Origin of the sequence: Collinsella sp. AF36-3AT (genome assembly GCF_003475205.1) — a bacterium.
Classification (GTDB): domain Bacteria; phylum Actinomycetota; class Coriobacteriia; order Coriobacteriales; family Coriobacteriaceae; genus Collinsella; species Collinsella aerofaciens_AF.
In genome coordinates this window covers 225,410-250,408 of sequence record NZ_QROZ01000001.1, presented here as the reverse complement: position 1 = coordinate 250,408, position 24,999 = coordinate 225,410, and the positions used below count along the sequence as shown (strand labels likewise).

Sequence of the window (24,999 nt, the reverse complement as noted above, 5' to 3'; positions counted from 1 at the left end):
CCTTACGCAATCTCGTCGGAGTCGAGGTACAGCTCTCGGGCGTACAAGAAGAGCTGGGAAAGCATGAACAGGACGATGCCGAGAACCAGAGAGGTCCAATCGAATGATGAAGCGATCTCTTGGGCGCCGACGGCCCCCTCGCCGCCAAACATCGAAACGGAGGTTTTGAGTGAGCCGGCGTAGAGGCTGGTGGCAGCTTGAACAACGAAGAGAATGCCGAGCACCTTCAAGCATGTCGCAGACCCTTTCTTGAAGGGGTCTCCGCTCTTGATCGTCCGCACGAGAACGGCGCTGAGGATGGTCGTAGCGATACCGATGACGGCAGGGACCAATGTCGAGATCGCAAGGGCTGGATACGCGGGGGAGTCTGCAATTACAGGGTTGTCGAGCACTTCGATTGCTGGCTTTAAGGAGAACGCCACTTGTGCGATGGCGGTGGCGCAAAGGGTCGCAGAGGCTATCGCACATGCGATGCGGAAGGAATGAAGCCGGGGAGTGCGATTGTCGGAACTCATAATAACCTCCGAAGAATTTAAAAAACTCAGGTTACTTTTTAACAGTTTATGTTAAATTGACTTTGCCGGCAAGTAATAAGGGCCGAGCATTTTGTTCGGCCCCTCTGTTCCGACTGGATGAGGTTAAGGTTGGCGATGAATATGCTCAAAATCTCGAAGGCGATCTTTAGGTCGCTTCTCTCCTCCAGGTCGCTCTGTGTTGTCGTTGTTGCGTTGATGGTTCTTTGTGCTCTGCCCGTCTTCAGGAGCGCGGCTGGCATCGACGGACGGGTCGAATACCTCGAGTCGGGAATAACCCGTGTTGAGCAGGAATTGTCAGCATCCTATGCGGATGCGCTTGTGAATGCGGGGGAGGACGGTGTCTATACCTCTTCATCAAGCATGCCCGCGCTTCTGTACCCTCTTGCCGCGGGACGTCTTATCTTGGCACCGCTCTCTCCCCTACTTCCGTTTCTGCAGATATCGGATGGAGAGTACACCTATTATGACGGATCGAAGGAGTACTTGCTATGGGTCGCAGCGGCCGTTGCCGTCTCGTTCCTTGCCGCGCGTCTTAACAAACGTGAAAAGCTCATCATCCAGGCACCGATGGGCGAGCTGGGTAGACTTGTTGCATCGAGCGTATGGGCGAGTGTTTTTGCAATGCTTGCCGTCCTCGCCATCAATCTTCCAGGGATAATCGCCGCGCTTGTGAAGAATGGCCCGGGCTCGCCGTTCTATCCGATAGGCTACATTCAATATGCGACTCCGGTTATCAAACCGGCTTGGCTGGTGTTCGCGCAGACGGCCATCTTGCAATTCTTGGTGGCAGCGTTCATCTCGCTTGTCGTTCACCTTGCCGTGAAGATTGCCAATAACCCTACGCTTGGAATCGTGTTCGTATGTGCCCTGATGGGGGTGACGATGGTTCCCGGGTATTACGGAAGATCCATCGCTTTACGTGAGTTCGCCCTGTTGAATCCCCTTACGTATGCGAACACTGAGTTGACCGTCGGCGCCTATAGCCCGTACCCGACAACGCAGATAGTGAATCTGCCTGGACTTTGCTTCGAGCGTGGCGCGATTGCCCTCGTATGCGCAATCGGGATCGAGGTGCTGGCAATTAGCCTGCTTTGCGTTGCTGGAAAGAGCGGCTGCGCGTGCCCGATATCCCCGATTTGTCTTGAGAGAGGTTCCTTCACTGCATCGAGAACGGCAACTCGTTCGAGCGCTTGTGCCTCCGCCGTTGCATACGTAAGAACGATGGGGAAACTGCTCCTGCGTTCTCCTACCCTCGCCGTATGCGCGATTGCAATGTCGACGACGATGCTGGCCCCGGCTCTGGTCGAGATGTTTCCTGACGCTGATAACGTTTCCGCTGTTCGGTATAGGGATGGGGAGCTCCGTTCAATAGATCGGTATCTAGAGCAGAACGCTGCGAATATGGACGTCGAGGGCAAAGCGGCCCTGGAAGACATGCGGGATGCTCTTTCGGGTTTCGTGTACGCGCCTATGCCTGCGGAGGGGTTTCGAAGCCTTGCGACGTACGAGCGCGCTCGAGGTGAGCTGGGCGCGGCAGATGCGACTCTCCTGCAATCGATCGGAATCGAGCCGGAGACTCCTTCTCGTGCGGAGGCGCGCGCCCTTCTGCTTGAGTCGATCGCGAGTTTGCCGGACCCCAAGGTTTACGAGTTAAGTACGAAGATGCCCCCATTAATCCTCCTTTCGTATCTCCAGGCAGCGCTTCCCTCCTTATTTTTGCTGTTGCCCGTGGTTGTCACATCGCTCGCGTGCGCCCACCTGCAGTGTCGTTCCCTTCTGGTTCTCCAGATCCCCGCAACAGCGCATGTGCGTTTTCTGACGGCTGTTGCGCTGGCTCTCCTGCTTGGCTTGGTGCTGCTTTTGGTGTCGATGGTTCCCGCTGTCGTTGTGTCCGTGATTAAGAACGGTGCGGGTGGATCGGAGTATCCCGTCGCTCTCATTCGGGCGGGAACTTCGACAACGTCCATGGTGGGGGAGGCGGTGTTGTGCAGTATTCCGTTGCTGGTCATGGCATACGGCGTGATTTCCGTCGTCGCTGCGTTGACAGCAGCGATTAGCCGCAACCCCGTTGTCACCGGAATGGTTTGCGCGGTTCTCTTGGTGTTGGGTTCGTTGAGCGCTCATGTTGAAAGCGTGGGCATGGGCGTCGCGCTGCTGGCTCCATTCGCCTCGTTTGATCCCGCTTCCCAGGTGGGGACGATTGGGTTCCTTGGGCGAGGGACGAACGCGATGCCTTTTGGAGAGGTCGTCGGCGCATCGGGCGCTCTGCTGGTGGTCTTGGGCGCCGTATCTCCGTTGATGGTGCGCCTGAGTGTTCCAAAGATCGAAAGGGGATGATCTCGATGATTGACCTTCAAACGCTGACGATCTCTTATGGAAAGAAGGTGCTCGTAGATTCGGTGAACGCTGAGTTTGCCCCGGGTACGGTCTACGGTCTCGTCGCTCCGAACGGGCATGGAAAGACGACGTTGCTGCGTGCGATGGCAGGTTTGCCGGGTCCTCGCGTGGACGGGAGCATCGTTCTGGATGAGGTGCAGGGTACGGGTGCGAGAGAGGTCCGTTCTATGATCTTCTATGCACCTGGTGAGGGGACGCTGCTGTATCCCGGATTGCGTGCGGAAGATCACCTCAAGATGGTTTGCGATATGTGGCCGCATGCTCGCGATATCGAAGAGATAGTGGAACAAACGCAGATAGGCGAGTTCGCGAAGATGAGGATCCGCACTCTGAGCCAGGGCATGAAGCAGCAGCTTACCCTGGCGATTGCGTATGCGACGGGCGCGCGGTACCTTCTATTAGATGAGCCCATGAACGCGCTCGACCCCAGCAGGGTGGACTTGCATTCCGAGATTCTCAGGAAGCTGGCCGATTCTGGTACGTGCATCATCATGTCATCCCACATCTTGGATTCGGTCGATAGGCTGTGCGATGAGATTCTGTTTTTGAAGGATGGGAGGCTCATTAGAAGCATTCCGCAAGATGATGCTGCGCCGAAGTCTCCTGGATCCCATTTCGCAAAGCCTGCCGGACGCGCCGAGGGTGCGCTAAGCACGTATCGGCGACTCTACGAAAAGGGCGGGTAGAAATGCAAGTTAAAAATCTATGTGGTCAATATAATACCGTTAAACCCGCATATCGATACCGCTCAGCCATTCGCCTCGCCCCCGTCGCACGTATCTTCATCCGGTCTGTTACTTTTAATCTAACGATTCTTTGAGGAACGTAGGTGCTTCCAAATGTACTGTCGACTTCTTCTCAAACTGATCCTAAGAGACAAGGCCGCATGGATTTGTACGCTCGTTCTCGCTGCAGCCTTCTCCATCCCCATTGCGTTCAATTCACCCATCTACGGGCCCTTCTTTATGAAGCAGGGCATGCAGAGCTTTGTCGACGCATTCAATACGCGCGCGCCCCAGGCCAGCGGCACAGACCTATCGCCAGAGCAGCAAGCTGACGCGGAGCTTGCAAGATACGCGAACGCCGCCCTTGCCGCTCAAACCGACGCCGCCTTTCTCGATTCTGCCGAGAGCTACTACGCGCTCATGGACGAAGGCTTCCAATCCGGGTCCATCGTGGGAGACCGAGAGACCAATGACGCAGACCTCGCGTATTGCCGTGCCCTGAGCAGCTCCGGCATCACGGATATCCCGGCCTCCGCAAACGACCTGCCATTCCTTTCCTTCCTGCCTTACGCCATTGCCACGGCGCCGTCTTTCCTTCCCTTCATCCCCTTCCTTCTCTCGTCGATACTCGTGCTCGGCGCCACAAGGCCCGGGACCCTGGCGGCAAAGGCGCCCGCGCCCAAATTCCGGCGCCTTATCCAGATCGTGTTTTCGATAATCGTCGCGGGGACCGCGATGCTCCTCGCCGGCCTCGCACCCGGGGGCATTTACGCCTTGGTCCTAAACGGCTTCGGGCAAATTGGGTACCCGATCGCCTTCTTCCATGACGGCGCGCTTGCCACCACGACCGCGGGAAACGTCTTCACGACCCTGCTTCTCGCGCTGCTTGCGGGCGGAACCTTGATATCCGTTTGCTCCGCCGTCCTATCGACCGCAACGAGGCGCGTCTTCGCAGGCCCCCTTACCTCAGCGCTGCTTGTCGCGGCCCCGGCATTCCCGTTGCTGTCCGATTCGGCGCTGGAGCATAATGCCGTGCTCGGGCTCCTGCCGCTGGCCGTGTTCTCGCCTATCGAGGCCACGGGCTACGTAGGATGCTTCCCGACAGAATTCATTGGCTCCGGTTCAGGCAGCGCATCGATGCTTGCCGTGGCCCTGATATACGTCGCGGTCCTTTTTGCGGTCGGCGCCGTTGCGGCACGTTCGCCCAAACAGGCTGGACCCGCTAAAAAGCACCATGGGCTCGAGCTTCTAGACGCGAGCGTGGGATACGGGAGCACGACGATACTTTCAATCGGGTCGCTTTTCCTGAGCCCGGGAACGGCGGCGGGCCTCGTTGCTCCCAACGGCTCGGGGAAAACCACCCTTCTTGAAGCGCTGTCGGGCCAATTTCCCACCCGCATCCGCTCGGGAAGCCTGGCGGCAGACGGAATCTGCCAACGTCGATCAGCCGAATTTGCAGAACTCGTCTACCTGAGCTCTTCGGGCAGCGCGGATCTCTATCCCACGCTATCGGCCATCGAGCACCTTGCTTTCGTTAGGGAGGCGTGGAAATCGGCCGCCGACATCGACTCGCTCTGCGACTCCCTCGGAATCTCCCCATATCTCGACAAGCCGACCCGTAAACTCTCGACAGGAATGAAGCAGCAGGTAAAGCTTGCCATGGCGATATCGACCGATTGCCCGTACCTCATCCTCGATGAACCGCTGAACGGCCTCGATCCGGGAAAACGGAAAACCTCCTGCGACGCGATGCGCAGCGAAGTGGCGCGGGGACGCAGCGTGCTCATTTCAAGCCATCTACTCGACGACCTGGCAGACCTCACCAACTCGTTCTACTTCATCGAAGCCGGCACGCTCGTGGAAAAGATCAAGTCGTCCTCGCAGACGCTCAAGCAGGAATACCTCGATACATACGAGCGAGGTGAATGACATGAAACTATTTGAACAGCTGAAGTCCAATGCGTCGCGCATGGCTGTCTACGCCATCCTCGTGGCAACGGCTTTATGCGGAATCGCGGCACCCGTCTATGCGCTCAACGGGGAGAAAGGCGATGTCGAACCCGCGTACATGGCTTCGACGGTTAAGGACCGGTACAAAGCCTTCTCTGGAGACACGTTTTACGTAGCAGAGTACGACACGACCTACCGTCAGCTTCGCTACAACAAGGGCTACGACTATCTAGGCGCAGAGGCAATCAGCTATACGTCGGGTTGGTACCGCTCCAACTATGGACACATAACCCAGTTCAAGTGTAACTACCGTGTGTACAACTAAAGCAACCGGCTGGGACGAGGGGCGACGCAAAAGCGTCGCCCCCGTTTTTAACCATGCCAGCTGAACCTGGTTCAGTTTGGTTGATTTCCGATCTCAGCCGAACACATTGAGCGGAAAGGCCGTTCCCGCAGTCAGTCGAACGTCCCCGGGGCCCTTCTCAAGCCCCGGGGACGGCATTTTCCCAGTTGAAGGAACGGTGGAGATGTGTTTCGATGGGTCAGATTCGTGTCGTTCCGAAAAGACCGTGAACCTTTTGTGGGACGCGCGGCGCCGTGGTACCATAACCGAGTTTGTTGTCTTGGTCGGAAACCAAGACGCCTTATGCGCTGATCGGTAACCAGCGCCTGACCAATAAGGAGTCCTACCATGAAGCAGGGTATCCATCCCCAGTATGTCGAGTGCACGGTGACGTGCTCCTGCGGCAACACCTTCAAGACGCACGCTACCGTGTCCGAGATGAAGGTCGAGCTTTGCAACGAGTGCCACCCGTTCTACACCGGCCAGCAGAAGTTCGTCGACACCGGTGGACGCGTCCAGCGCTTCGCCGACAAGTTCGGTGGCGCCGCTGCCGCCCAGCTCAAGAAGGCTGAGGAGGCCAAGGCTGCCAAGGCCGCCAAGGCTGCTGAGGCCGAGGCCGCTCGCAAGGCCGCCGCTGAGGCTAAGGCTGCCGAGAAGGCTAAGCGTGCCGCTAAGTTCGCCGAGGAGGCTGCCAAGCAGGCCGCCGAGGCTCCCGTCGAGGAGGCCGCTGCCGAGGCCGAGACCACCGAGGCTGCTGAGTAAATAGCTCGCCGAGAGAATCGCTCGCATTCATGGCATGAGGGCCGTGCATCCATTTGGGTGCGCGGCCCTTTTTCTTTTTAAATTAGTGCAAACTAACCTTTCCCCATGACACCACATGGCAGAGAGGCGGCGTTTGCCCAGATAGACCTGCCAAAATTAACCTGTCCCATTGTGGCAGGTTGGTCGTAGTTATTACGTGGCGGTCGAGCTCGACCGTATAGGCCGCGCCTTGTTTGGCTAAAGTACAATCATCTGTGTTTAACTCGTCCGCAGCTGCACGGCGTGGGCGATGGCCAAAAAGGAAAACCACATGGGATTCATGTCAAAGCTGCTGTCCTTTGGATCCGATAAGGACCTTAAGCGCTACTACAAGATCGTCGACCAGATCAACGGTCTTGAGCCCCAGTTTGAGAAGATGACCGAGGAGGAACTCCGCGCCCAGACCGATAAGTTCCGCGAGCGTTACGCCAACGGCGAGTCGCTCGACGACATGCTTCCCGAGGCCTTTGCCACCGTGCGCGAGGCTTCCAAGCGCATCACGGGCATGCGCCACTTTGACGTACAGCTCATCGGCGCCATGGCGCTTCATGAGGGTCATATTGCCGAGATGAAGACCGGCGAGGGCAAGACGCTCGTCTCCACCTTGGCCGGCTACCTCAACGCTATCGCCGGCAAGGGCGTGCATGTCGTTACCGTCAACGATTACCTGGCAAAGCGCGACTCCGAGTGGATGGGCCGCATCTACAAGTACCTGGGCATGACCGTCGGTCTGCTCCAGAACAACATGCCGCTCGAGCTCAAGCGTCCGGCCTACCAGGCAGACGTCACCTACGGCACTAACTCCGAGTTCGGTTTCGACTACCTGCGCGACAACATGGTCACCCGTCCCGAGCAGCGCGTGCAGCGCGGTCACAACTACGCCATCGTCGACGAGGTCGACTCCATCCTGATCGACGAGGCCAGGACGCCGCTCATTATCTCGGGCGCCGGCACTAAGTCCGCCAGCACCTACAAGGACTTCGCGCGCGCCGTGCGTGGCCTTGAGCGCGGCGAGGACGTGTCGCACGACATGCTTACCGCCACCGAGGACGTTGAGCCCACGGGCGACTACGTCATGGACGAGGCCAAGCACACCATCGCCGCCACCGAGCGCGGTCTTAAGAAGATCGAGCGCCGTCTGGGCATCGAGGACATCTACGCCGACTTTTCGGGCCAGCTGGTCAACCACCTACAGCAGGCGTTGAAGGCCCAGTACATGTTCCATCGCGACAAGCAGTACGTGGTCACGAACGGCGAGGTCAAGATCGTCGACGAGTTCACCGGTCGCATCATGGAGGGCCGCCGCTATTCCGAGGGCTTGCACCAGGCCATCGAGGCCAAAGAGGGCGTGCTCGTGCGCGAGGAGAACCAGACGCTGGCCACCATCACCTTGCAGAACTACTTCCGTCTGTATGACAAGCTCTCCGGCATGACCGGTACGGCACTCACCGAGGATGCCGAGTTCCGCGAGATCTACAAGCTGCCCGTCGAGGTCATCCCCTCCAACAAGCCCGTCCAGCGTGTTGACCACGAGGACCTGGTGTACCGCACCATCCAGGCCAAGTACAACGCCGTTGCCGACGACGTTGAGCGGCGCCACGCTAAGGGCCAGCCGGTCCTGGTGGGTACCGTCTCCATCGAGAGCTCCGAGAAGCTGTCCGCCGCCCTCACGAAGCGCGGTATCGCGCACGAGGTCCTCAACGCCAAGCACCACGAGCGCGAGGCCCATATCGTTGCCCAGGCTGGTCGCTATGGCGCCGTGACCATCGCTACCAACATGGCCGGCCGCGGTACCGACATCTTGCTGGGCGGTAACCCCGACGAGCTGGTGCGTGAGCGCCTGGAGTACGAGGGTCTGACCATGGAGGACGTAACGCCCGAGCAGCTCGAGCAGTTTAACGCCGAGGCCAAGGAGACTTGCAAGGCCGAGCGTGAGCGCGTTCTTGCCGCCGGCGGCCTGACCGTCATCGGCACCGAGCGTCATGAATCCCGCCGTATCGACAATCAGCTGCGCGGCCGTTCCGGCCGTCAGGGCGATCCGGGCGAAACCCAGTTCTACCTGTCGCTCGAGGACGATCTGATGCGTCTGTTTGGCGGCGACAAGATGGACCGCGTCTCCAAGATGATGGTCACGGCTGACATGGGCGACGATATGCCCATCCAGCACAAGATCATCTCCAAGGCTGTCGAGAGCGCCCAGCACAAGGTCGAGAGCATCAACTTCTCCATGCGTAAGAGCGTTCTTGAGTACGACGACGTCATGAACAAGCAGCGCCAGGTCATCTACGCCGAGCGCAATAAGATTCTGGACGGCAAGGATCTGACCGACCACATCACCGAGGTCATGCACGATACCGTGTACCGCTGCGTGCAGGAGTTCTGCACCAAGGACAGTCACGATGGCGAGCGCGACCTGGAGGGCCTGCGCAAGTGGGTTGTGGAGCTCACCGGCCACATCGATACGCCGAAGTTCCCCGACGAGGATTATGAGGCCCTAGCTGCCGATGTCCTGGCTTACGTAGAGAAGTGCTACAACATGAAAGCCGAGCGCTTGGGCGAGGACCTGATGCGCGAGCTCAACACCCAGGTCATGCTGCGCGTCATCGATACCCGCTGGATGAACTACCTGCAGGAGATGGACTACCTCAAGACCGGCATCGGCCTGCGCGGCTTTGGCCAGCGCGACCCGCTGGTCGAGTACAAGACCGAGGCCTACGGCGCGTTCCAGATACTCGTCGACACCATGTACGAGGATTACCTGCGCACGGTTCTGCGCATCGAGATCAAGGCTGCCCCGCGTGTCGTGGAGCACAAGGAGGAGCCCGCGCTCGAGGGTGCGCACTTCTCCGGTCCTGCCGAGGTCGATGGTGACAATGGCGACTCGGTGCTGCGCAAGCAGGCGCAGGTGCAGGCCCGCACGGCTGTCCAAGGCGGACCGGCTGCCGTCAACAACGGTGGCAAGGTGACGACCTACCGCAAGTCCGAGAGCGACGATCCGTACGTCAACGTGGGCCGCAACGACCCGTGCCCTTGCGGTAGCGGTAAGAAGTTCAAGTACTGCCACGGCAGGAATCGTTAATGGCTGAGGCTTTAGAGGTAACGCCCGCCGAGCTGGACGCGTTTGCGGACCGGCTCGGCGAGGTCGAGTCGTACCTCCATTTGGACGAGAAGCGCACCCGCGTAACGGAGCTCGAGGCCAAAAGCGTCGCCCCGGGTTTTTGGGATGACGCCGACGCCGCTCGCGCCACGATGGAGGAGATTGCACGCGCTAAAGAGGATATCGCTGCCGTGGACACCGCGCGCGGCGAGCTTTCCGATGCCCGCGCCGCGCTGGAGCTTGCCGAGGAGATGGGGGATGACCCCGACGCCGTCGCATTGCGCGAGGAGGCTGCCGCTACGGCAGAACGCCTGGCCCGCGCCATCGACGAGCTTGAGCTTGCGAGCTGGTTTACCGGGGAGTTCGACCATGGCGACGCGATTGTAACCATCAAGCCCGGGCAGGGTGGTTTGGAGGCCCAGGACTGGACCTTCATGCTCTTTAAGATGTACATGAAGTACTGCCAGCGCCGCGGTTGGAAGGTCACCATCAACGATTGCCCCGCGGCCGAGGTCATTGGCATTGATCGCGCGACCTTTACCGTCGAAGGCAAGGATGCTTTTGGCATGCTTCGCGCCGAGGCCGGTGTCCACCGCCTGGTGCGCATTAGCCCCACCGACGACAAGAAGCGCCGCCAGACCACGTTTGCCGGCGTCGAGGTCATTCCGGTGCTGCCCGACGATATCGATATCGAGATCAACCCCGACGACATCCGCGTCGACGTGTACCACGCAAGTGGCCCGGGTGGCCAGGGCGTAAACACCACCGACTCCGCCGTGCGCGTGACGCATTTCCCCAGCGGCATTGTGGTTACCTGCCAAAACGAGCGCAGCCAGATCCAGAACAAGGCCGCGTGCATGCAGATCCTCAAGGCTCGCCTGTACGAGATTGAGCTCGAGAAGCGTGCCGAGGCTCTGGACGAGATTCGCGGACCCAAGACCACGATTGGTTTTGGCAACCAGATCCGCAGCTACGTGCTCTACCCGTACCAGATGGTTAAGGACCTGCGCACGGGCGTGGAGACCAGCAACGTCGAGGCCGTTCTTGACGATGGCGATCTGGATCCGTTTGTGATTGGCTATCACCGTTGGGCTACCGGCAACGCCGATGCGGAGGTTCCATCTGCCTAAACCGCTCGGTTTAGGAGAGGATGAATTAAAACCCTCCCAGCAGGGTGGTTTTGTATCCAGAGCAAACCCTGCGCAGGGGTGGTTTTTGTCCGGCGAATCGGTAGAATCGAATACAAGAAGAAGTTCAAAGCGCATCCGATGGGGTGCGCTTTTTTGAGGGAGGCAGCATGGCATATCGTCTGGACATCAAGCGCATTCTATCGATGAACTTCTTTCACGACCTGCCCCAGATTATGTTGGGATGCGCTCTGGCCGCCATCGCGACCGACCTGTTTTTGATTCCCAACGGCCTTGCTGCCGGTGGCGTTACGGGCCTTGCCACCATTATCCAGGCGGTCGGCGCATCGCGCGGCCTATCACTTCCCGTTGGTATTCAGACGATCGTGATGAACGCCTTGCTGTTGCTGGTCGTTATGCGCGAGGGCGGCATGTTCTACGTGGTGCAGACCGCGACGGGCTTTGTGCTGCTGGGCTTCTTTACCGATCTGTTCGCCCCGTTTGTAGCACCTCTGGCGGATGCGGACCTGATGCTCCCTGCCATGTGGGGCGGCATTATTACGGGCATCGGTTACGGCATGGTGTTGCGCGCCGGCGCCAACACCGGCGGCTCGGACACGATTGGCCAAATCATCTCGCGTAATACCTCACTGCCCGTGGGCTCGACCGTCATGGCGATCGATGTTGCCGTATGCGCGCTGTCGGCTCCGGTCTTTTCAATCGAAAACGCACTTTATGCAGGTCTTTCGATGGTCATTAGCGGTTATGTGATCGATGCCGTGGTCGATGGTGGCAACAAACGCCGTATGGTACTCATCATCTCGGACAAGTTCCCTGATATCGCTGCCGATATCATGTATGGCCTGGGTCGTGGTTGTACCAAGTTTAAGGCGACTGGCATGTATTCGGGTGCCGAGAAGCCGGTGATTATGGTCATCGTGAGCCGTCGAGAGCTCAATACCCTCAAGACGATCGTGCGTGAGCGTGATCCTCACGCCATTGTGACGGTTGCCGATGTTACGGAAACCTTTGGCGAGGGATTCAAGGACATTAACGCGTAGGGCAGGCTGCGTCCCATCCAAAAGACGTTCACATTGATAAACCGTTTCATCAGCGGTTCTGCCTGCTCAATTGTTCAAATAATGATAAAAACTCTGGTAAAGCCATCAGTTTCCAGCATAATGAATAACGTACGTGCATTGCGGCTGTGTTGGGATGACCTTCTGTGCCGTGCGCATTTTGTCTAATGAGGATGAAAGGAAGGCACAATGAGCGACGAAGAGCTCAAAAAGGTTGCCAACGAGGTAAGGAAGGGCATCGTCACCGGTGTGCACGCTGCCAAGTCCGGCCATCCGGGCGGTTCGCTCGGCGCTGCCGACATCATGACCTATCTGTACTTTGAGGAAATGAACGTCGACCCGGCCGATCCCCGCAAGGCCGATCGCGACCGCTTCGTGCTTTCCAAGGGCCATTGCGCGCCTGGTCTGTACGCCGTGCTCGCCGAGCGTGGGTTCTTCCCCAAGGAGGATCTCGAGACGCTGCGCCACATCGGTAGCCACCTGCAGGGTCATCCCAACATGAACGACACCCCGGGTGTCGATATGTCCACCGGTTCGCTCGGCCAGGGCATCTCCGCCGCCGTGGGCATGGCCGTTGCCGCCAAGCACTGGGGCGATACTTACCGCACGTACGCCCTGCTGGGTGATGGCGAGAGCGAGGAAGGCCAGGTCTGGGAGGCCGCCATGTTTGCCGGCAACCAGCAGCTCGATAACCTTTGCGTGATCGTCGACCACAATGGCCTGCAGATCGATGGTCCCGTCGAGGAGGTCAACGACCCCATGCCGCTCGCCGACAAGTTCCGCGCCTTTAAGTTCCACGTGGTGGAGCTTGCCGACGGCAACGATTTCGATCAGATCCGCGCCGCCTTTGCCGAGGCTCGCGCTGCCAAGGGTCAGCCGACCGCCATTATTGCCGAGACCACGAAGGGCAAGGGCGTCTCCTTCATGGAGAACCAGGTGGGCTGGCATGGTAAGGCCCCCAACGATGAACAGTTTGAGCAGGCCATGGCAGAGCTCACGGCCGCCGGAGAGGAGCTCTAGGATGGCAGACGTCAAGAAAATCGCCACGCGCGTAAGCTACGGCGAGGCCCTCGTCGAGCTCGCCAACGAGCACGATGACTTTGTGGTCCTCGACGCCGACCTGGCCGCCGCCACGCAGACCGGCAAGTTTAAGGCCGCTTGCCCCGATCGCTTCTTCGATGTGGGCATTGCCGAGAGCAACCTGATGGGTGTTGCCGCCGGTATCGCAACCACCGGTCGCGTTGCCTTTGCGAGCACCTTTGCCATGTTCGCCGCTGGTCGCGCCTTTGAGCAGGTCCGCAACTCCATCGGCTACCCGCACCTTAACGTCAAGATCGGTGCCACGCACGCCGGTATCTCGGTGGGCGAGGATGGCGCCACGCACCAGTGCTGCGAGGATATCGCCCTGATGCGCGTTATCCCCGGCATGACCGTTATCGTTCCCGCCGACGACATCGAGGCCCGTGCCGTGACGCGCGCCGCCTACGAGTGCGACGGCCCCGTGTACATGCGCTTCGCCCGTCTGGCCTCGCCGGTTATCAACGACCCCGAGACCTACAAGTTCGAGTTGGGCAAGGGCATTGTCATGCGCGAGGGCGCCGATGTGACCATCATCGCCTGCGGCCTGATGGTCGGCGAGGCTCTCGAGGCTGCCGAGCAGCTCGCTGCCGAGGGCATCGACGCCGAGGTCATCAACATGCACACCATCAAGCCCATCGATGCCGACCTGATCGTCAAGAGCGCCACCAAGACCGCCCACATCGTGACCGTCGAGGAGCACTCTGTGATCGGTGGCCTGGGCAGCGCCGTTGCCGACGTCCTGTGCGAGCAGTGCCCGACGCCGCTCAAGAAGATCGGCGTCAACGACACCTTCGGTGAGTCTGGCCCGGGTGCCGAGCTCTTGCACAAGTATGGCCTGGACGCCGCCAACATCGTGGCGACCACCAAGGAGTTCTTGGCATAAGGCAAGACGAGGCAAAGTATCGCGTCGACAACCGCAAACAAGCCAGAACAGGGGCGTCCTCAAAGAGGGCGCCCCTGTTTATGCTGAATTTTAATTAGAGTCCTGCCAAGCAAAGTTCCCATGGGGAAACGGACCCATCCCAACAAAGTGCAATTCAGACCCTTCCAACTTTGTATGCGCAGCATCTCAAGTTGGTGCGTCGGCCCCATAGTAGCCGCAGGCCGGGCGCAGGGCTACCTCCCAAATCTTTCCGCAGCGCAGGCCGGCGTTTGTCCGCAGCTCCGCAGGAGCAGGACAAATGCCGGCCATGCGCGAGGACGATTTGGGAGGTAACCCTGCGCCCGGCCGGTGAGACCCAAACCCCGCCATGCTTCTTATGTGCAGTAAAGCTAATGCTGCTAAAATACAAAGCGCTCATGTAGTTTAAACGCACGACGATAAGGAGCACCAGTGGGTAACCACTTCCGTACCTCCGGTGCGGGCGATGATGCCCCCAAGACGCAGACAGGCGTCCAGGGCAGTCGTTTCGCCACTCCGGATTCAGAGGGCCAGCCTGTTGCTCAGGCCCCCGCTCAGCCGGCAGATCAGGCACAGCCGGCATCCGATCCCTTTGCCTACAATCCCACCAGCGATGCTGCGCTTTCCGGCACGGCGGGTTTTGAGCCCGTTCAGGCTGTGACCGCTCGCGTGGAGCAGCCTCAGGCTGGCGCCGCCGCGCCGCAGCCTAGCATGGCCGGCATTCCCGACCCCATGGCCCCTGCGATGCCGGTTCCTCAGCCTGCGCAGTCCGGTCTCTTTGCCGCTATTCCCGATCCCACGCAGCCTGCTGCCCCGGTGGTCGAGAGCGATCAGGCCGCCGAGGTCGCAAGCCTCGATAACGCGCTCAACAACCCCGATTTTACGTCGGTGTTTGCGCCCATCGATCCGCAAGCCAGCCGCAAGAAGATGGCCAAGCAGGCCGGTGTCGAGCCCGTCATCCTTATGGAGCATGTCACCAAGATCTATCCGGCACAGCCCAACAAGCCTGCACTCGACGACATCAACATCGAGATCTATCCGGGCGAGTTCGTCTTCCTGGTCGGTCATTCCGGCTCGGGTAAGACCACGCTGCTGTCGACGCTCAACCGCGACGTCAAGCCGACGAGCGGCCGCATCCTGGTTGCCGGTCAGGACCTCATGAAGATCAAGAATCGCAAGGTTCCGTTCCTGCGCCGTCAGATTGGCGCCGTGTTCCAGGACTTTAAGCTTCTGCCTCAAAAATCTGCCTACGAAAACGTGGCGTTTGCCCTGCAGTGCATCGGCAAGCCCAAGGGCGTTATTCGCAGCCAGGTTCCCGAGGTGCTGCGTCTGGTCGGCCTGGCTGATCAGATGGACTCGCTGCCCGATCAGCTTTCCGGTGGCGAGCAGCAGCGCGTTGCCGTTGCCCGCGCCATGGTCAACCGCCCGCCGCTTTTGATCTGTGACGAGCCCACGGGCAACCTCGACCCGGCGATTTCGCTGGGCATCATGAAGCTGCTCGAGCGTATTAACCGCACCGGCACCACCGTGATCGTCGCCACGCACGACCGCGAGATGGTCGACAGCATGCACCGTCGCGTGATCGCCCTCGAGGGCGGCCACGTTATCCGCGACCAGGAGAGGGGAGGTTACGGCAACTATGGCACCAACTAACGTGGGCTACTCCTTCAAAGAGGCAATCAGTCACTTCTTCCGTAACTGGACTACCTCGCTCGGCGCCGTCATCACGATCTTCCTTTCGCTGTTTATCATCGGCCTGTTCATCATGGGCTCCGCGATGCTGAACTCCGTGATCGGCACCGTCGAGGATCAGGTTGTCATCAACGCGTTCATTAGCGATGACGCCGATCAGGCCGATGTTCAGGCTTTTGAGGCCGAGCTTAAGACGTGGAATAACGTCAAGTCCGTGACCTATAAGGACAAGGACGACGCGCTGGCCGAGTATACGAGCAAGATGTCGGGCAACGCCGACGCCACCATGAGCGCGCTCGATGGCCAGAACCCGCTGCCGGCTTCGTTTGCAATTGAGATGGACGATCCGTCCAAGGTCGAGAGCACGGCCCAGAAGCTCAAGAAGAACGCCGACTTCCAGAAGATCGCGGATGACGGCGACGTCAACGCGAGCGTGCTGTACGGCCAAGAGGAAGTGAGCCGCCTGTTCCAGGTGACCAACTACATCCGCATCGCCGCCGTGGTGCTCGTTGGCCTTTTGACCTTTATCGCATTCATCTTCATCAACAACACGATTCGCCTGTCCATCACGGCGCGTCGTCGTGAGATTGCGATTATGCGTCTGGTCGGCGCCAGCAACGGCTTCATTCGCGGCCCGTTTATCACCGAGGGCGTACTGCAGGCCATTTTGGGCTCGCTGCTTTCCATCGGCGTTCTGGAGCTGCTGCGCAATCTGATGATTCCGCGTTTGCAGGAGAGCATCGGCTGGATGTCGTTTGCCCTGCCGATGCAGTACTACCTGGTGACCTATGCTGCGCTGATTCTGGTCGGTGTGATTATCGGTCTCTTTGGTTCTGCCATAGCCATGCGCCGCTACCTGCGCGTGTAGGCATGCCTGGAATTCATCCCTTCCAACGGGTCGTCTCTTATGGGGCGGCCCGTTTTTTGATCCCAAGGGAACGGCAGGAAAGCGAATCATTTGGGTAGACTCTTTGGAGTTCGTCATCGATAGCAAGGAGGCGCCATGGGGCGCAATAACAAGCATAAGCGTGGAGCTCGCAATAAGCGCGGGCCGGTGCGCAGCGAACGCCGTCCGAGCTTGACCGGGCGCGTGCAGCTCCATGAGCATGGCGCCTATGTCATAACCGAGAGCGGCGACTACAAGGTCATGGGCCGCGGTAAGCGCGAGATCATGGATGGCGATACCGTTGCCGTGAGCATTAAGAACAGCCCGCACGGTGAGCGGTGCGCCGTGATCGAAGGCGTGGTTGAGCGCGCAGCCATAAGCGTGGTGGGTACGTACCAGACCGCTGGTCCGCTCGGTGTGATCGAGCCGCTCGATTCGCGCCTGAAGGCTGACTTCTTCATTCTGCCCGAGGATACCTCGGCGGATCGTCTGGGCGTTCACCCGGGTGATGCCGTTGTCGCGCGCATTTTGACCTACCCGACGCGCCTGGAATCAGGCACCGTGACGATCGAACGCCGCATTGGCGGAGATGACGCGCCGGATTTGGGCGTTCAGTATGTGATGGCGCGTTACGGCTATACCGATAGCTATCCCGAGGCCGCGCTGGACGAGGCCGAGGGACTTTCGCTCGATGTGTCCGCGGCGCTTAAGGACCCGCTCCGCCGCGATCTGCGCGACCGCTTTGTCATCACGATCGACCCGGTCGACGCGCGCGACTTTGACGATGCCATTTCGCTTGAGCGCACGCCCGAGGGTGGCTACAAGCTGGGTGTGCATATCGCTGACGTTTCTCACTATGTGGCTTGGGACGGGCATATCGATCTTGAGGCTCGCCATCGTACGACATCGGTGTATCTGGCCGATCGCGTGCTTCCCATGCTGCCCGAACGCCTGTCCTGTGACCTGTGCTCGCTTCGCCCTGACGAGGACCGTCTTGCGTTTACCGTTGACATTGAGCTCGATGCGCAGGGTCGCGTGCGGCATTACGATCCGTACCCCAGCGTGATTCGCTCGCGTGTGCGTATGGACTATGACGGCGCCGAGGCGCTGCTGGTGCGCGCCGGCGCGGTGGAGTATGGGGTGCTGGAGGGTGCGGCCGAGGATGTTGCGGCTGCTGAGGCCTCGCGCGAGGAGGCGCTTGAGCGCGGTCTTGCGTGCGAGAAGGCCGCCCGCGGCTGCAACGTCGACCTCGGCAATTTCCTTGTCGCCGCCAACGAACTCGCCGAACTTCGCCGTCGTATTCGTCGCGTCCGCGGCTCAGTCGATTTTGACACGGCCGAGATTCGCGCTCTATTGGACGAGGACGGAGTGCCCGTGCAGATTGTGGCGCGTGAGCGTTCGTGTGCCACGTCGCTTATCGAGGAAGCCATGCTGCTCGCCAACGAGTGCGTTGCAGAGTGGCTGGCAGACCGTGATATCGAGGCTTGCTATCGCGTGCATGAGGATCCGAGCCCCGATAGCCTGCACGGTGCCGCCGTTGCGCTGGCGCAGCTGGGCATCATCGACGATCGCCGTGCTGCCGGTATTGCCCTGGGGAGTCCCGATGAGCTGCAGGCTGCAGTTGATGCTGCCGCCGGTACGGCCAACGCACCGCTCGTCAACACGCTGCTTCTGCGCAGCATGCAGCGCGCGCTGTACAAGCCGCGCAACGAGGGCCACTTTGCGCTCGCCGCGCCGTGCTACTGCCACTTTACGAGTCCCATCCGTCGCTACCCCGATCTGGTGGTGCACCGCGTGCTCAAACTGCAGTTGGCCTATGAGCAGCTCGGCGGCAAGGACGCCTTGGTCCGTACGCCGCGGCTGATCGGCAAGGGGCGCGAGTCGCTGCCGCGCATTCTGCCGCAGATTTGCCGTGCGTGCAGCGATGCGGAGCGTGCGGCCGATGCCGCCAGCCATGCGACGCAAAAGATCAAGATTGCCCAGTACTATGAGGATCGCCTGGGCGAGCGCTATGCCGGAACGGTCTCATGGGTCAGCAGCATGGGCCTCTTTGTGCGCTTGGACCTGACGCAGGTCGAAGGCTTGGTTTCGATCAAGAGTCTGGGCAACGAGTGGTTCGAGTTCGACGAGGATGCGCTTACGCTGACGGGCGCCGACACGGGGACTCGCTATGAACTGGGCCAGCGCGTGATTATCGAGGTCTCGCGCGTCAATACCACGCGTGGGCACTTGGACTTTAAGCTTATCCATTAGCCAAATCTCGACTCATGGCGGGAGAGCGGAGGGCGGTCTTTCGGGGCCGCCCTCCGCATTTGGATCATGGCTACCTTGCCGTCTGCTCGGCCGCCCGCTTACCTGCTATTCGAGAGGTAAAACCTACCAAAATAAACCTGTCCCTTTTTGGCAGGTTTACAAGAAAGCGGGGATGAGATGGCGACGGTGTATGGTTATGCGCGGGTGAGTTCGCGCGATCAGAATCTAAATCGGCAGCTGGATGCGCTGGGCGCCTATGGCGTGGGCTCGGCGAATATTTATGCCGACCATGCGAGCGGCAAGGACTTCGATCGCCCGCGGTATCGCGAGCTGCTGCACATCCTGGGAGACGGGGACGTGCTGGTGGTGCTTTCTATCGACCGACTTGGCCGTAATTACTCCGAGATTCTTGAGGAATGGCGACGCATTACCAAGGAGCTCGGGGTTGCCATTGTGGTGTTGGACATGCCATTGCTTGACACGCGCGCCAGGGCCAGCGGCGCGCCGGATGTGACCAATACCCTGATTGCCGATATTGTGCTACAACTGCTGAGCTACGTGGCGCAGGTGGAGCGCGAGAATATTCATCGGCGCCAAGCGGAGGGGATTGCAGCGGCGCGGGCGCGAGGGGTCCGTTTCGGTCGACCTCGCAAGCCGTGCCCTCCTCAGTTTGAGCTGGTACGCGATAGCTATGAGGCAGGCGATATTACCCGCAGCCAGGCAGCAAAGTGCCTGGGCGTGTGCGTGGGGACGTTCGATCGCTGGATGCGCGAGGCGGGGTAGGGGTTTGCGCCGCTTTGGCGCTTCCTGTTGCGATTCAAATTTTGATACGCTGACGATGTCATTTGGGGCTACACTCGCTGATATTCAAAAAAGGAGGTAGGCCCTTGGCGCGCGTAAAACAAATAATCGGATGGACCGCGATCATTCTGTTCGCTGCAACGCTGGCGGGCATCTGGGTGCTGACGGAGCAAAATGCGGTGGAGACGTCGTTGCTGAGCGAGTCCACCGCGCGCGTGGTGGAGGGTCAGGCTACGGGCGTTCAGGCTGCCGATGCCACGGGTGAAGCTCAGACCGAGAACGGGATGACCGGGGGCATCGATTCGGCTGCCTCGAATGTCCGGTCTGGCCGACTTGCTTCCATTCGCATGTGGGTGGGCACGAACGTCCGTCGCGTTGCCCATACCGTAGAGTTTTTCTTCGTCGGATTGTTCGCCTCGGTGGCCGTGGTTTGCTTTTCCAGGCGTCCGTGGAGCGTTTGCTCCCGTTGCGTGCCCGTGTTGCTCTTTTGCGCCGTCTGCTCCGTTGGCGATCAGGTACATAAGATCTTTGTTCCCGGCAGGCATTTCGACGTTATCGATTTAGGATTCGATGCTGCGGGCTATGTCACCGCGATGCTGTTGGTATTGCTGGTCTCCGCATGGGTGCACCACGAGACGCGCCCCATCGGCGCCCATGCGAGGCGCTAGCCGGTAACAAACCCGTTTCTGATCATGCGACCTTGTTGAATTATTTTGTGTCGCGCGTATTTCCGAGCGGTCGGATTTGAGGGGCGAGCGGTAGAACGCTCGTCCTTTGTGCGCCACGATGCGGCACAATGTACCGTAAAAGCTGTTTGTATCCGGTACGAATCGTTCGTTGGTCTTTAATTCTTCTCAACGGAGGTGTTTGAGATGGCAAACGGATTGCTTTTGCGGCTTCGCGAGCGTGAGCTCAGCGCGAGCCCGGCGGAACGCAATGTCATCGCATATGTGAGCGCTCATCCGCACGAGGTGGTCGGGCTGTCCGTCCGCGGTCTTGCCGATGCCACGTTCTCCTCGCCCTCGAGCATTTTGCGCTTTTGCAAGCGTTTGGGTTTTGCGGGCTACAAGGAGTTCCAGCGCGAACTGATTGCCGAGCTGGCGCTCTTAGGTGACAAGAAAGACGTAGCCCTCGAGGACATCTCCATGGATGACAGCGTCGAACGTATCGTGGGGAAGGTGATGAAAAGCAACGTGCGCACGATCGAAGCGACGGCGCGAACGCTCGATTACACCGTCTTGGAGCGATGCGCGGCCTATCTTAAGCGGGCGCGCGCAGTCAATCTGTTCGGTATCGGTGCTCTCGTTTGGTCGCGCACGATCTGGCGCAAAAGCTCATGCGTGTCGACAAAGAGTGCCATCTGTACGACGACTGGCATGATCAGCTCTTGTGTGCCAAGAACATGCATGAGGGCGATATGGCAATCGCCTTTAGCTACTCGGGCTTGACGCAAGAGGTGCTGGACTGCACCGCCGAGGCCCAACGTCACAACTGTCCCGTTGTGGCCGTGACCAAAGTAGATGGATCATCCAAGCTTGCCACCATGGCCGATGCCGTGCTCGGCGTCGCTGCGAGTGAGCCCTTGGTCCGCAGCGGTGCCATGGCTTCGCGTATGGCCCAGCTTATGGTTGTCGATGCCCTGTACGCTGCTTACGTTGCCAGCGACTACGAACGGGCGACGCATGTCATTAAGCAAAACTACATCGAGAAACAGGAAAGATGAGGTGAATGAAATGCTCGATTTAACAAAATTCACGACCGAACAGCGTAATCAAAGGTCTATGGACCTCGATACGATGACATCGCTGCAAATCGTTACGACGATGAACGATGAGGATCTTCGTGCCGTCCAGTCGGTCACAAAAGTGCTGCCCCAGGTTGCCACAGCAATCGACTGGGCTGCTGAGGCACTCGAGCGCGGCGGGCGCGTCTTTTACATGGGCGCAGGCACCAGCGGTCGTCTGGGCGTACTCGACGCTTCGGAGTGTCCGCCCACGTTTGGCGTGTCACCCGATTTGATTGTCGGGCTCATTGCCGGAGGCGAGACGGCGTTTATCAAGGCTGTCGAAGGTGCCGAAGACAGCGAGGAGCTTGGCGCGAGCGACCTGCGGGAGCGTGGACTCTCGGACAAGGATCTTGTCGTTGGCCTGGCGGCAAGCGGTCGTACTCCCTATGTGGTGGGCGGTCTTGTGTACGCCAAAGCAACTGGGTGCAAGACCATCGCAATTGCCTGTAACCAAGGGTCGAAGATCGGGGAGAGCGCAGATCTTGCCATTGAGCCCGTGCCCGGTCCCGAGGTACTGACCGGCTCAACGAGGCTCAAAGCGGGAACGGTCCAAAAGCTCATTCTCAATATGATTTCGACCGGTGCCATGGTCAAGATTGGCAAGGTGTACCAAAACCTGATGGTCGATGTGCAGCAGACGAACGAGAAGTTGGTGGTGCGCGGCCAGAACATCGTGATGGAGGCGACCGGCTGTACGCGCGAGCACGCTATTCAGGCGCTTGCAGATGCCGGCGGCCACGTAAAAACCGCTATTGTCTCGGTGCTGCTGGACTGCGATGCCGAGCAGGCTGCGGTAGCTCTTGAGCGGGCGCGAGGCCATGTCCGTACTGCTGTGAGCGGCCATGAGAAGAGCGATGCCGATGCCCAATAGGTGCACGGCGTGAGCTGATATGACATCCAGACGAGATACCCAATACAAGGAGGAGTTATGACGAACAAAGAGCTGGCTCAAAAGCTGCTGGACCTTTTGGGCGGTAAAGACAACGTGCTCGCAAACACGGCGTGCATGACGCGCCTGCGCGTGACCGTCAAAGACACGGGCAACGTCGACACGGAGGGTATTAAGGCACTCGACGGCGTGATGGGCCTTGTTGAGGACGACACGATGCAGATCGTGCTGGGTCCGGGCAAGGTGAATAAGGTGCTCGAGGAGTTCTCCAAGCTCACCGGCCTTGCGAAAGGCGTTGCTGACGAGAGCGTGGTTGACGCTGCGGCCACAAACAAGGCCGCGCAGAAGGCCAAGTACGAGTCCAAGCCGGTTCAGGCCTTCCTCAAGAAGATTTCCAATGTCTTCGTCGCCCTGCTTCCCGGCATCATTGCGGCTGGCCTCATCAACGGCATCTGCAACGTCATTAACGTCTCGACGGCAGGCGCGCTTGCAGGCGAGTGGTGGTACCAGGGCATTCGTTCCATGGGCTGGGCCCTGTTTGCCTATCTGCCCATCTTGGTGGGCTATAACGCGGCACGTGAGTTTGGTGGCTCCGCTGCGCTGGGCGGCATCGCCGGCATGATGTGTATTGCCAACAGTGCCATGCCCCTGCTTGCGCCTGGCGCGGCCGATCCTGCCACTGCCATTCTGCTGCCGCTCACCAATGCACAGTACAACCCCGCAGCGGGCGGCATGATCGCGGCTCTTATCGCCGGCGCATTTTTTGCCTGGATGGAGCGTCAGATTCGCAAGGTTATGCCCAACGCACTCGACACGTTTTTGTCCCCGCTGCTGGTGCTCATCATCGGCGCCTTTGCTCTGATGCTCGTCATCCAGCCGGTTGGCGCATGGCTGACGACTGCCATCTTTAGCGTTTTGACCTTTATCTTCGAGAAGCTGGGCGTCCTGGGCGGTTATATCCTGTCGGCAGGCTTCTTGCCGCTGGTTTCCGTCGGCCTGCATCAGGCGCTCACGCCGATCCACGCTATGCTCAACGATCCCGACGGCGCTACCAAGGGCATCAATTACCTGCTTCCCATCCTTATGATGGCTGGCGGCGGTCAGGTCGGTGCCGGTCTGGCGCTGTACTTTAAGACCAAGAACGCCAAGCTCAAGAAGTACGTCGCAGAGTCCATTCCCGTTGGAATCCTGGGTGTGGGCGAGCCTCTGATGTATGCTGTTACGCTGCCGCTCGTTCGTCCGTTTGTGACGGCCTGCCTGGGTGCCGGATTTGGCGGCGCGCTCGCGGCGCTGCTTCACATCGGCACGGTTTCTCAGGGCGTTTCCGGTCTGTTTGGCCTGCTGATCGTCGTTCCTGGCCAGCAGCTCGGTTACGTTGCCGCTATGCTGCTTGCCTATGCCGCCGGCTTTGTCCTGACGTGGTTCTTTGGCGTCGACGAGCAGAAGATCAACGAGTTCTTTGGCGAGTAGTTTGATATCGCGAGCCGTGTTGCTTAGGGCTCGAGGCGCGCGGCAGATTTCTTGATGCTATGGTTGTGCCGGCGGGGCTAACTGCTCCGCCGGCCTTTTTTAAAGGAGTGTTGAAGCGTGAAAACGGGTATTTCGATTTATCTTTCCAGCCCTCTGCAGGATATTGAGCGGACGATTGAACACGGTGCCGCGGCGGGTGCGCGCTATGCGTTCACTTCGCTGCATATTCCCGAGGATGGGGGAGCGGCGTATACCGATAAGGTCCGTCATGTGCTGTCGCTGCTTTCCGCCCGCGGCATTGCGCTCATTGCCGATGTGGGGCCGCGCACGTGCGATTTGCTCGGGCTTGAGCGCATCGAGGACCTGCGCGATCTGGGGTTGGAATATCTTCGTTTGGACTATGGCTTTAGCGCCCGGCGGGTCGCGGAGCTGTCCGGTGTATTTCGCATTGTGGTCAATGCATCGACGGTGAGTTCTGATGAAATCGCATCGTGGCGTGAGGCCGGTGCCGATGTGACTCGTTTTGCCGCCTGCCACAATTTTTACCCCAAGCCTTATACCGGTTTAGCTCTGGAGGACATTGCTCGGGTGAATCTTCGTCTTGCGGCGCTTGGATTCGAAATCATGGCTTTTGTGCCGGGTGATGCTAACGTTCGCGGGCCAGTATTCGAGGGACTGCCGACGGTCGAGGCGCAGCGAGGTCGCGCGTCAAAGGTTGCTCTCAATATGCTTGAGCTTGCACATGGCGCCGATTGCGACATTGTGTTGGTCGGCGACCCCGATCTTTCCGATGCGGGCTGGACGCAGTTTGCTCATGTTTCCGCCGGATACGTGGACCTGCAATGCGAGCTTGAGCCCGGTTATGCCTATGTGCGTGGGCAGATTCATCACGACCGACCCGATTCGAGCACCCTCATCTTTAGGTCTCAGGAGTCGCGTACGACGCTTAAGCCGGATTCCGTGCCGATGGATGCCGGTGCCGGCCTGTTTCGAAAGGCGGGGTCGATCGCTGTGAGCAATAGCAGCTATGGGCGCTACGAAGGCGAGCTTGAGATTGCGCGGGTCGATCTTCCCGGTGAGGAGCGCATGAACGTTGCGGGTCATATCACGCCCGAGGCAATGGAGCTGCTGCCGTTCATCAAACGCGGATTCGGGGTACGGTTCGTTTAGCGTGTGACCCGTGGGC

At 59.5% G+C, this 24,999-nt stretch carries 21 protein-coding genes; 20 read left to right on the top strand and 1 reads right to left on the bottom strand.

All coding sequences use genetic code 11. The features are described 5' to 3' along the window. Positions 1-2 precede the first annotated feature (2 nt). A complete protein-coding gene (locus tag DW003_RS01010; RefSeq protein WP_118387077.1) occupies positions 3-515 on the bottom strand; it encodes a DUF2975 domain-containing protein in 513 nt (170 codons plus the stop codon). A gap of 135 nt (positions 516-650) precedes the next feature. Here DW003_RS01010 and DW003_RS01005 point away from each other — a divergent pair, with 135 nt between their 5' ends. The 20 genes from DW003_RS01005 to DW003_RS00915 all read left to right on the top strand — a co-directional run bounded on the left by DW003_RS01005 (position 651) and on the right by DW003_RS00915 (position 24,983). After that, on the top strand, positions 651-2,873 hold the full coding sequence (locus DW003_RS01005; protein WP_118387075.1) for a hypothetical protein: 2,223 nt from the start codon (positions 651-653) through the stop codon (positions 2,871-2,873). A 5-nt stretch (positions 2,874-2,878) separates the two neighbouring features. Then, entirely contained in the window at positions 2,879-3,619 is a 741-nt protein-coding gene (locus DW003_RS01000; RefSeq protein WP_117769450.1) for an ATP-binding cassette domain-containing protein, read from the top strand. Positions 3,620-3,772: 153 nt separating this feature from the next. Continuing rightward, positions 3,773-5,587, top strand: coding sequence for an ABC transporter ATP-binding protein (locus tag DW003_RS00995; RefSeq protein ID WP_118387073.1), 1,815 nt, complete (start codon positions 3,773-3,775; stop codon positions 5,585-5,587). Between the two features lies 1 nt (position 5,588). Further along, positions 5,589-5,933 (top strand): hypothetical protein, encoded by a 345-nt coding sequence (locus DW003_RS00990; protein WP_006235302.1) that lies wholly within the window; start codon positions 5,589-5,591, stop codon positions 5,931-5,933. 366 nt (positions 5,934-6,299) lie between these two features. Continuing rightward, a complete protein-coding gene (gene rpmE / locus DW003_RS00985) occupies positions 6,300-6,713 on the top strand; it encodes a 50S ribosomal protein L31 (RefSeq protein ID WP_117638071.1) in 414 nt (137 codons plus the stop codon). Between the two features lie 310 nt (positions 6,714-7,023). Beyond that, the gene (secA, locus tag DW003_RS00980) at positions 7,024-9,831 is read left to right on the top strand and encodes a preprotein translocase subunit SecA (protein WP_118387071.1); all 2,808 of its coding nucleotides are present in this window, start codon (positions 7,024-7,026) and stop codon (positions 9,829-9,831) included. Further along, entirely contained in the window at positions 9,831-10,979 is a 1,149-nt protein-coding gene (prfB, locus tag DW003_RS00975) for a peptide chain release factor 2 (RefSeq protein ID WP_118387069.1), read from the top strand. The genes secA and prfB overlap by 1 nt, the downstream gene beginning before the upstream one ends. 167 nt (positions 10,980-11,146) lie before the next feature. Next, positions 11,147-12,037, top strand: coding sequence for a YitT family protein (locus DW003_RS00970; protein ID WP_117839681.1), 891 nt, complete (start codon positions 11,147-11,149; stop codon positions 12,035-12,037). Between the two features lie 207 nt (positions 12,038-12,244). After that, a complete protein-coding gene (locus tag DW003_RS00965; protein ID WP_117839682.1) occupies positions 12,245-13,075 on the top strand; it encodes a transketolase in 831 nt (276 codons plus the stop codon). Position 13,076: 1 nt separating this feature from the next. Further along, a complete protein-coding gene (locus tag DW003_RS00960; RefSeq protein ID WP_118387067.1) occupies positions 13,077-14,018 on the top strand; it encodes a transketolase family protein in 942 nt (313 codons plus the stop codon). A 450-nt stretch (positions 14,019-14,468) separates the two neighbouring features. Then, positions 14,469-15,689 carry a cell division ATP-binding protein FtsE gene (gene ftsE, locus DW003_RS00955; RefSeq protein ID WP_118387065.1) on the top strand — a complete coding sequence of 407 codons (1,221 nt, stop codon included), beginning with the start codon at positions 14,469-14,471 and terminating at the stop codon, positions 15,687-15,689. Further along, a complete protein-coding gene (gene ftsX / locus DW003_RS00950) occupies positions 15,676-16,596 on the top strand; it encodes a permease-like cell division protein FtsX (RefSeq protein WP_089572231.1) in 921 nt (306 codons plus the stop codon). The genes ftsE and ftsX overlap by 14 nt, the downstream gene beginning before the upstream one ends. 135 nt (positions 16,597-16,731) lie before the next feature. Further along, positions 16,732-18,867: a ribonuclease R family protein gene (locus tag DW003_RS00945; RefSeq protein WP_117839685.1), complete on the top strand. Its 2,136-nt coding sequence runs from the start codon at positions 16,732-16,734 to the stop codon at positions 18,865-18,867. Between the two features lie 177 nt (positions 18,868-19,044). Further along, positions 19,045-19,650, top strand: coding sequence for a recombinase family protein (locus DW003_RS00940; protein ID WP_117629497.1), 606 nt, complete (start codon positions 19,045-19,047; stop codon positions 19,648-19,650). A 104-nt stretch (positions 19,651-19,754) separates the two neighbouring features. Then, a complete protein-coding gene (locus tag DW003_RS00935; protein ID WP_158566981.1) occupies positions 19,755-20,336 on the top strand; it encodes a VanZ family protein in 582 nt (193 codons plus the stop codon). Positions 20,337-20,540: 204 nt separating this feature from the next. Continuing rightward, entirely contained in the window at positions 20,541-21,116 is a 576-nt protein-coding gene (locus DW003_RS00930; RefSeq protein ID WP_233545432.1) for a MurR/RpiR family transcriptional regulator, read from the top strand. After that, positions 21,005-21,391, top strand: coding sequence for a MurR/RpiR family transcriptional regulator (locus DW003_RS10020; protein WP_233545425.1), 387 nt, complete (start codon positions 21,005-21,007; stop codon positions 21,389-21,391). Before DW003_RS00930 ends, DW003_RS10020 begins: the two co-directional genes overlap by 112 nt. Positions 21,392-21,401: 10 nt before the next feature. Continuing rightward, positions 21,402-22,325 (top strand): N-acetylmuramic acid 6-phosphate etherase, encoded by a 924-nt coding sequence (gene murQ / locus DW003_RS00925; RefSeq protein ID WP_118387336.1) that lies wholly within the window; start codon positions 21,402-21,404, stop codon positions 22,323-22,325. A 57-nt stretch (positions 22,326-22,382) separates the two neighbouring features. Continuing rightward, positions 22,383-23,813: a PTS transporter subunit EIIC gene (locus tag DW003_RS00920; protein ID WP_118387063.1), complete on the top strand. Its 1,431-nt coding sequence runs from the start codon at positions 22,383-22,385 to the stop codon at positions 23,811-23,813. Between the two features lie 117 nt (positions 23,814-23,930). Further along, positions 23,931-24,983, top strand: a complete 1,053-nt coding sequence (locus tag DW003_RS00915; protein ID WP_118387061.1) for a MupG family TIM beta-alpha barrel fold protein — start codon at positions 23,931-23,933, stop codon at positions 24,981-24,983. Positions 24,984-24,999 lie beyond the last annotated feature (16 nt).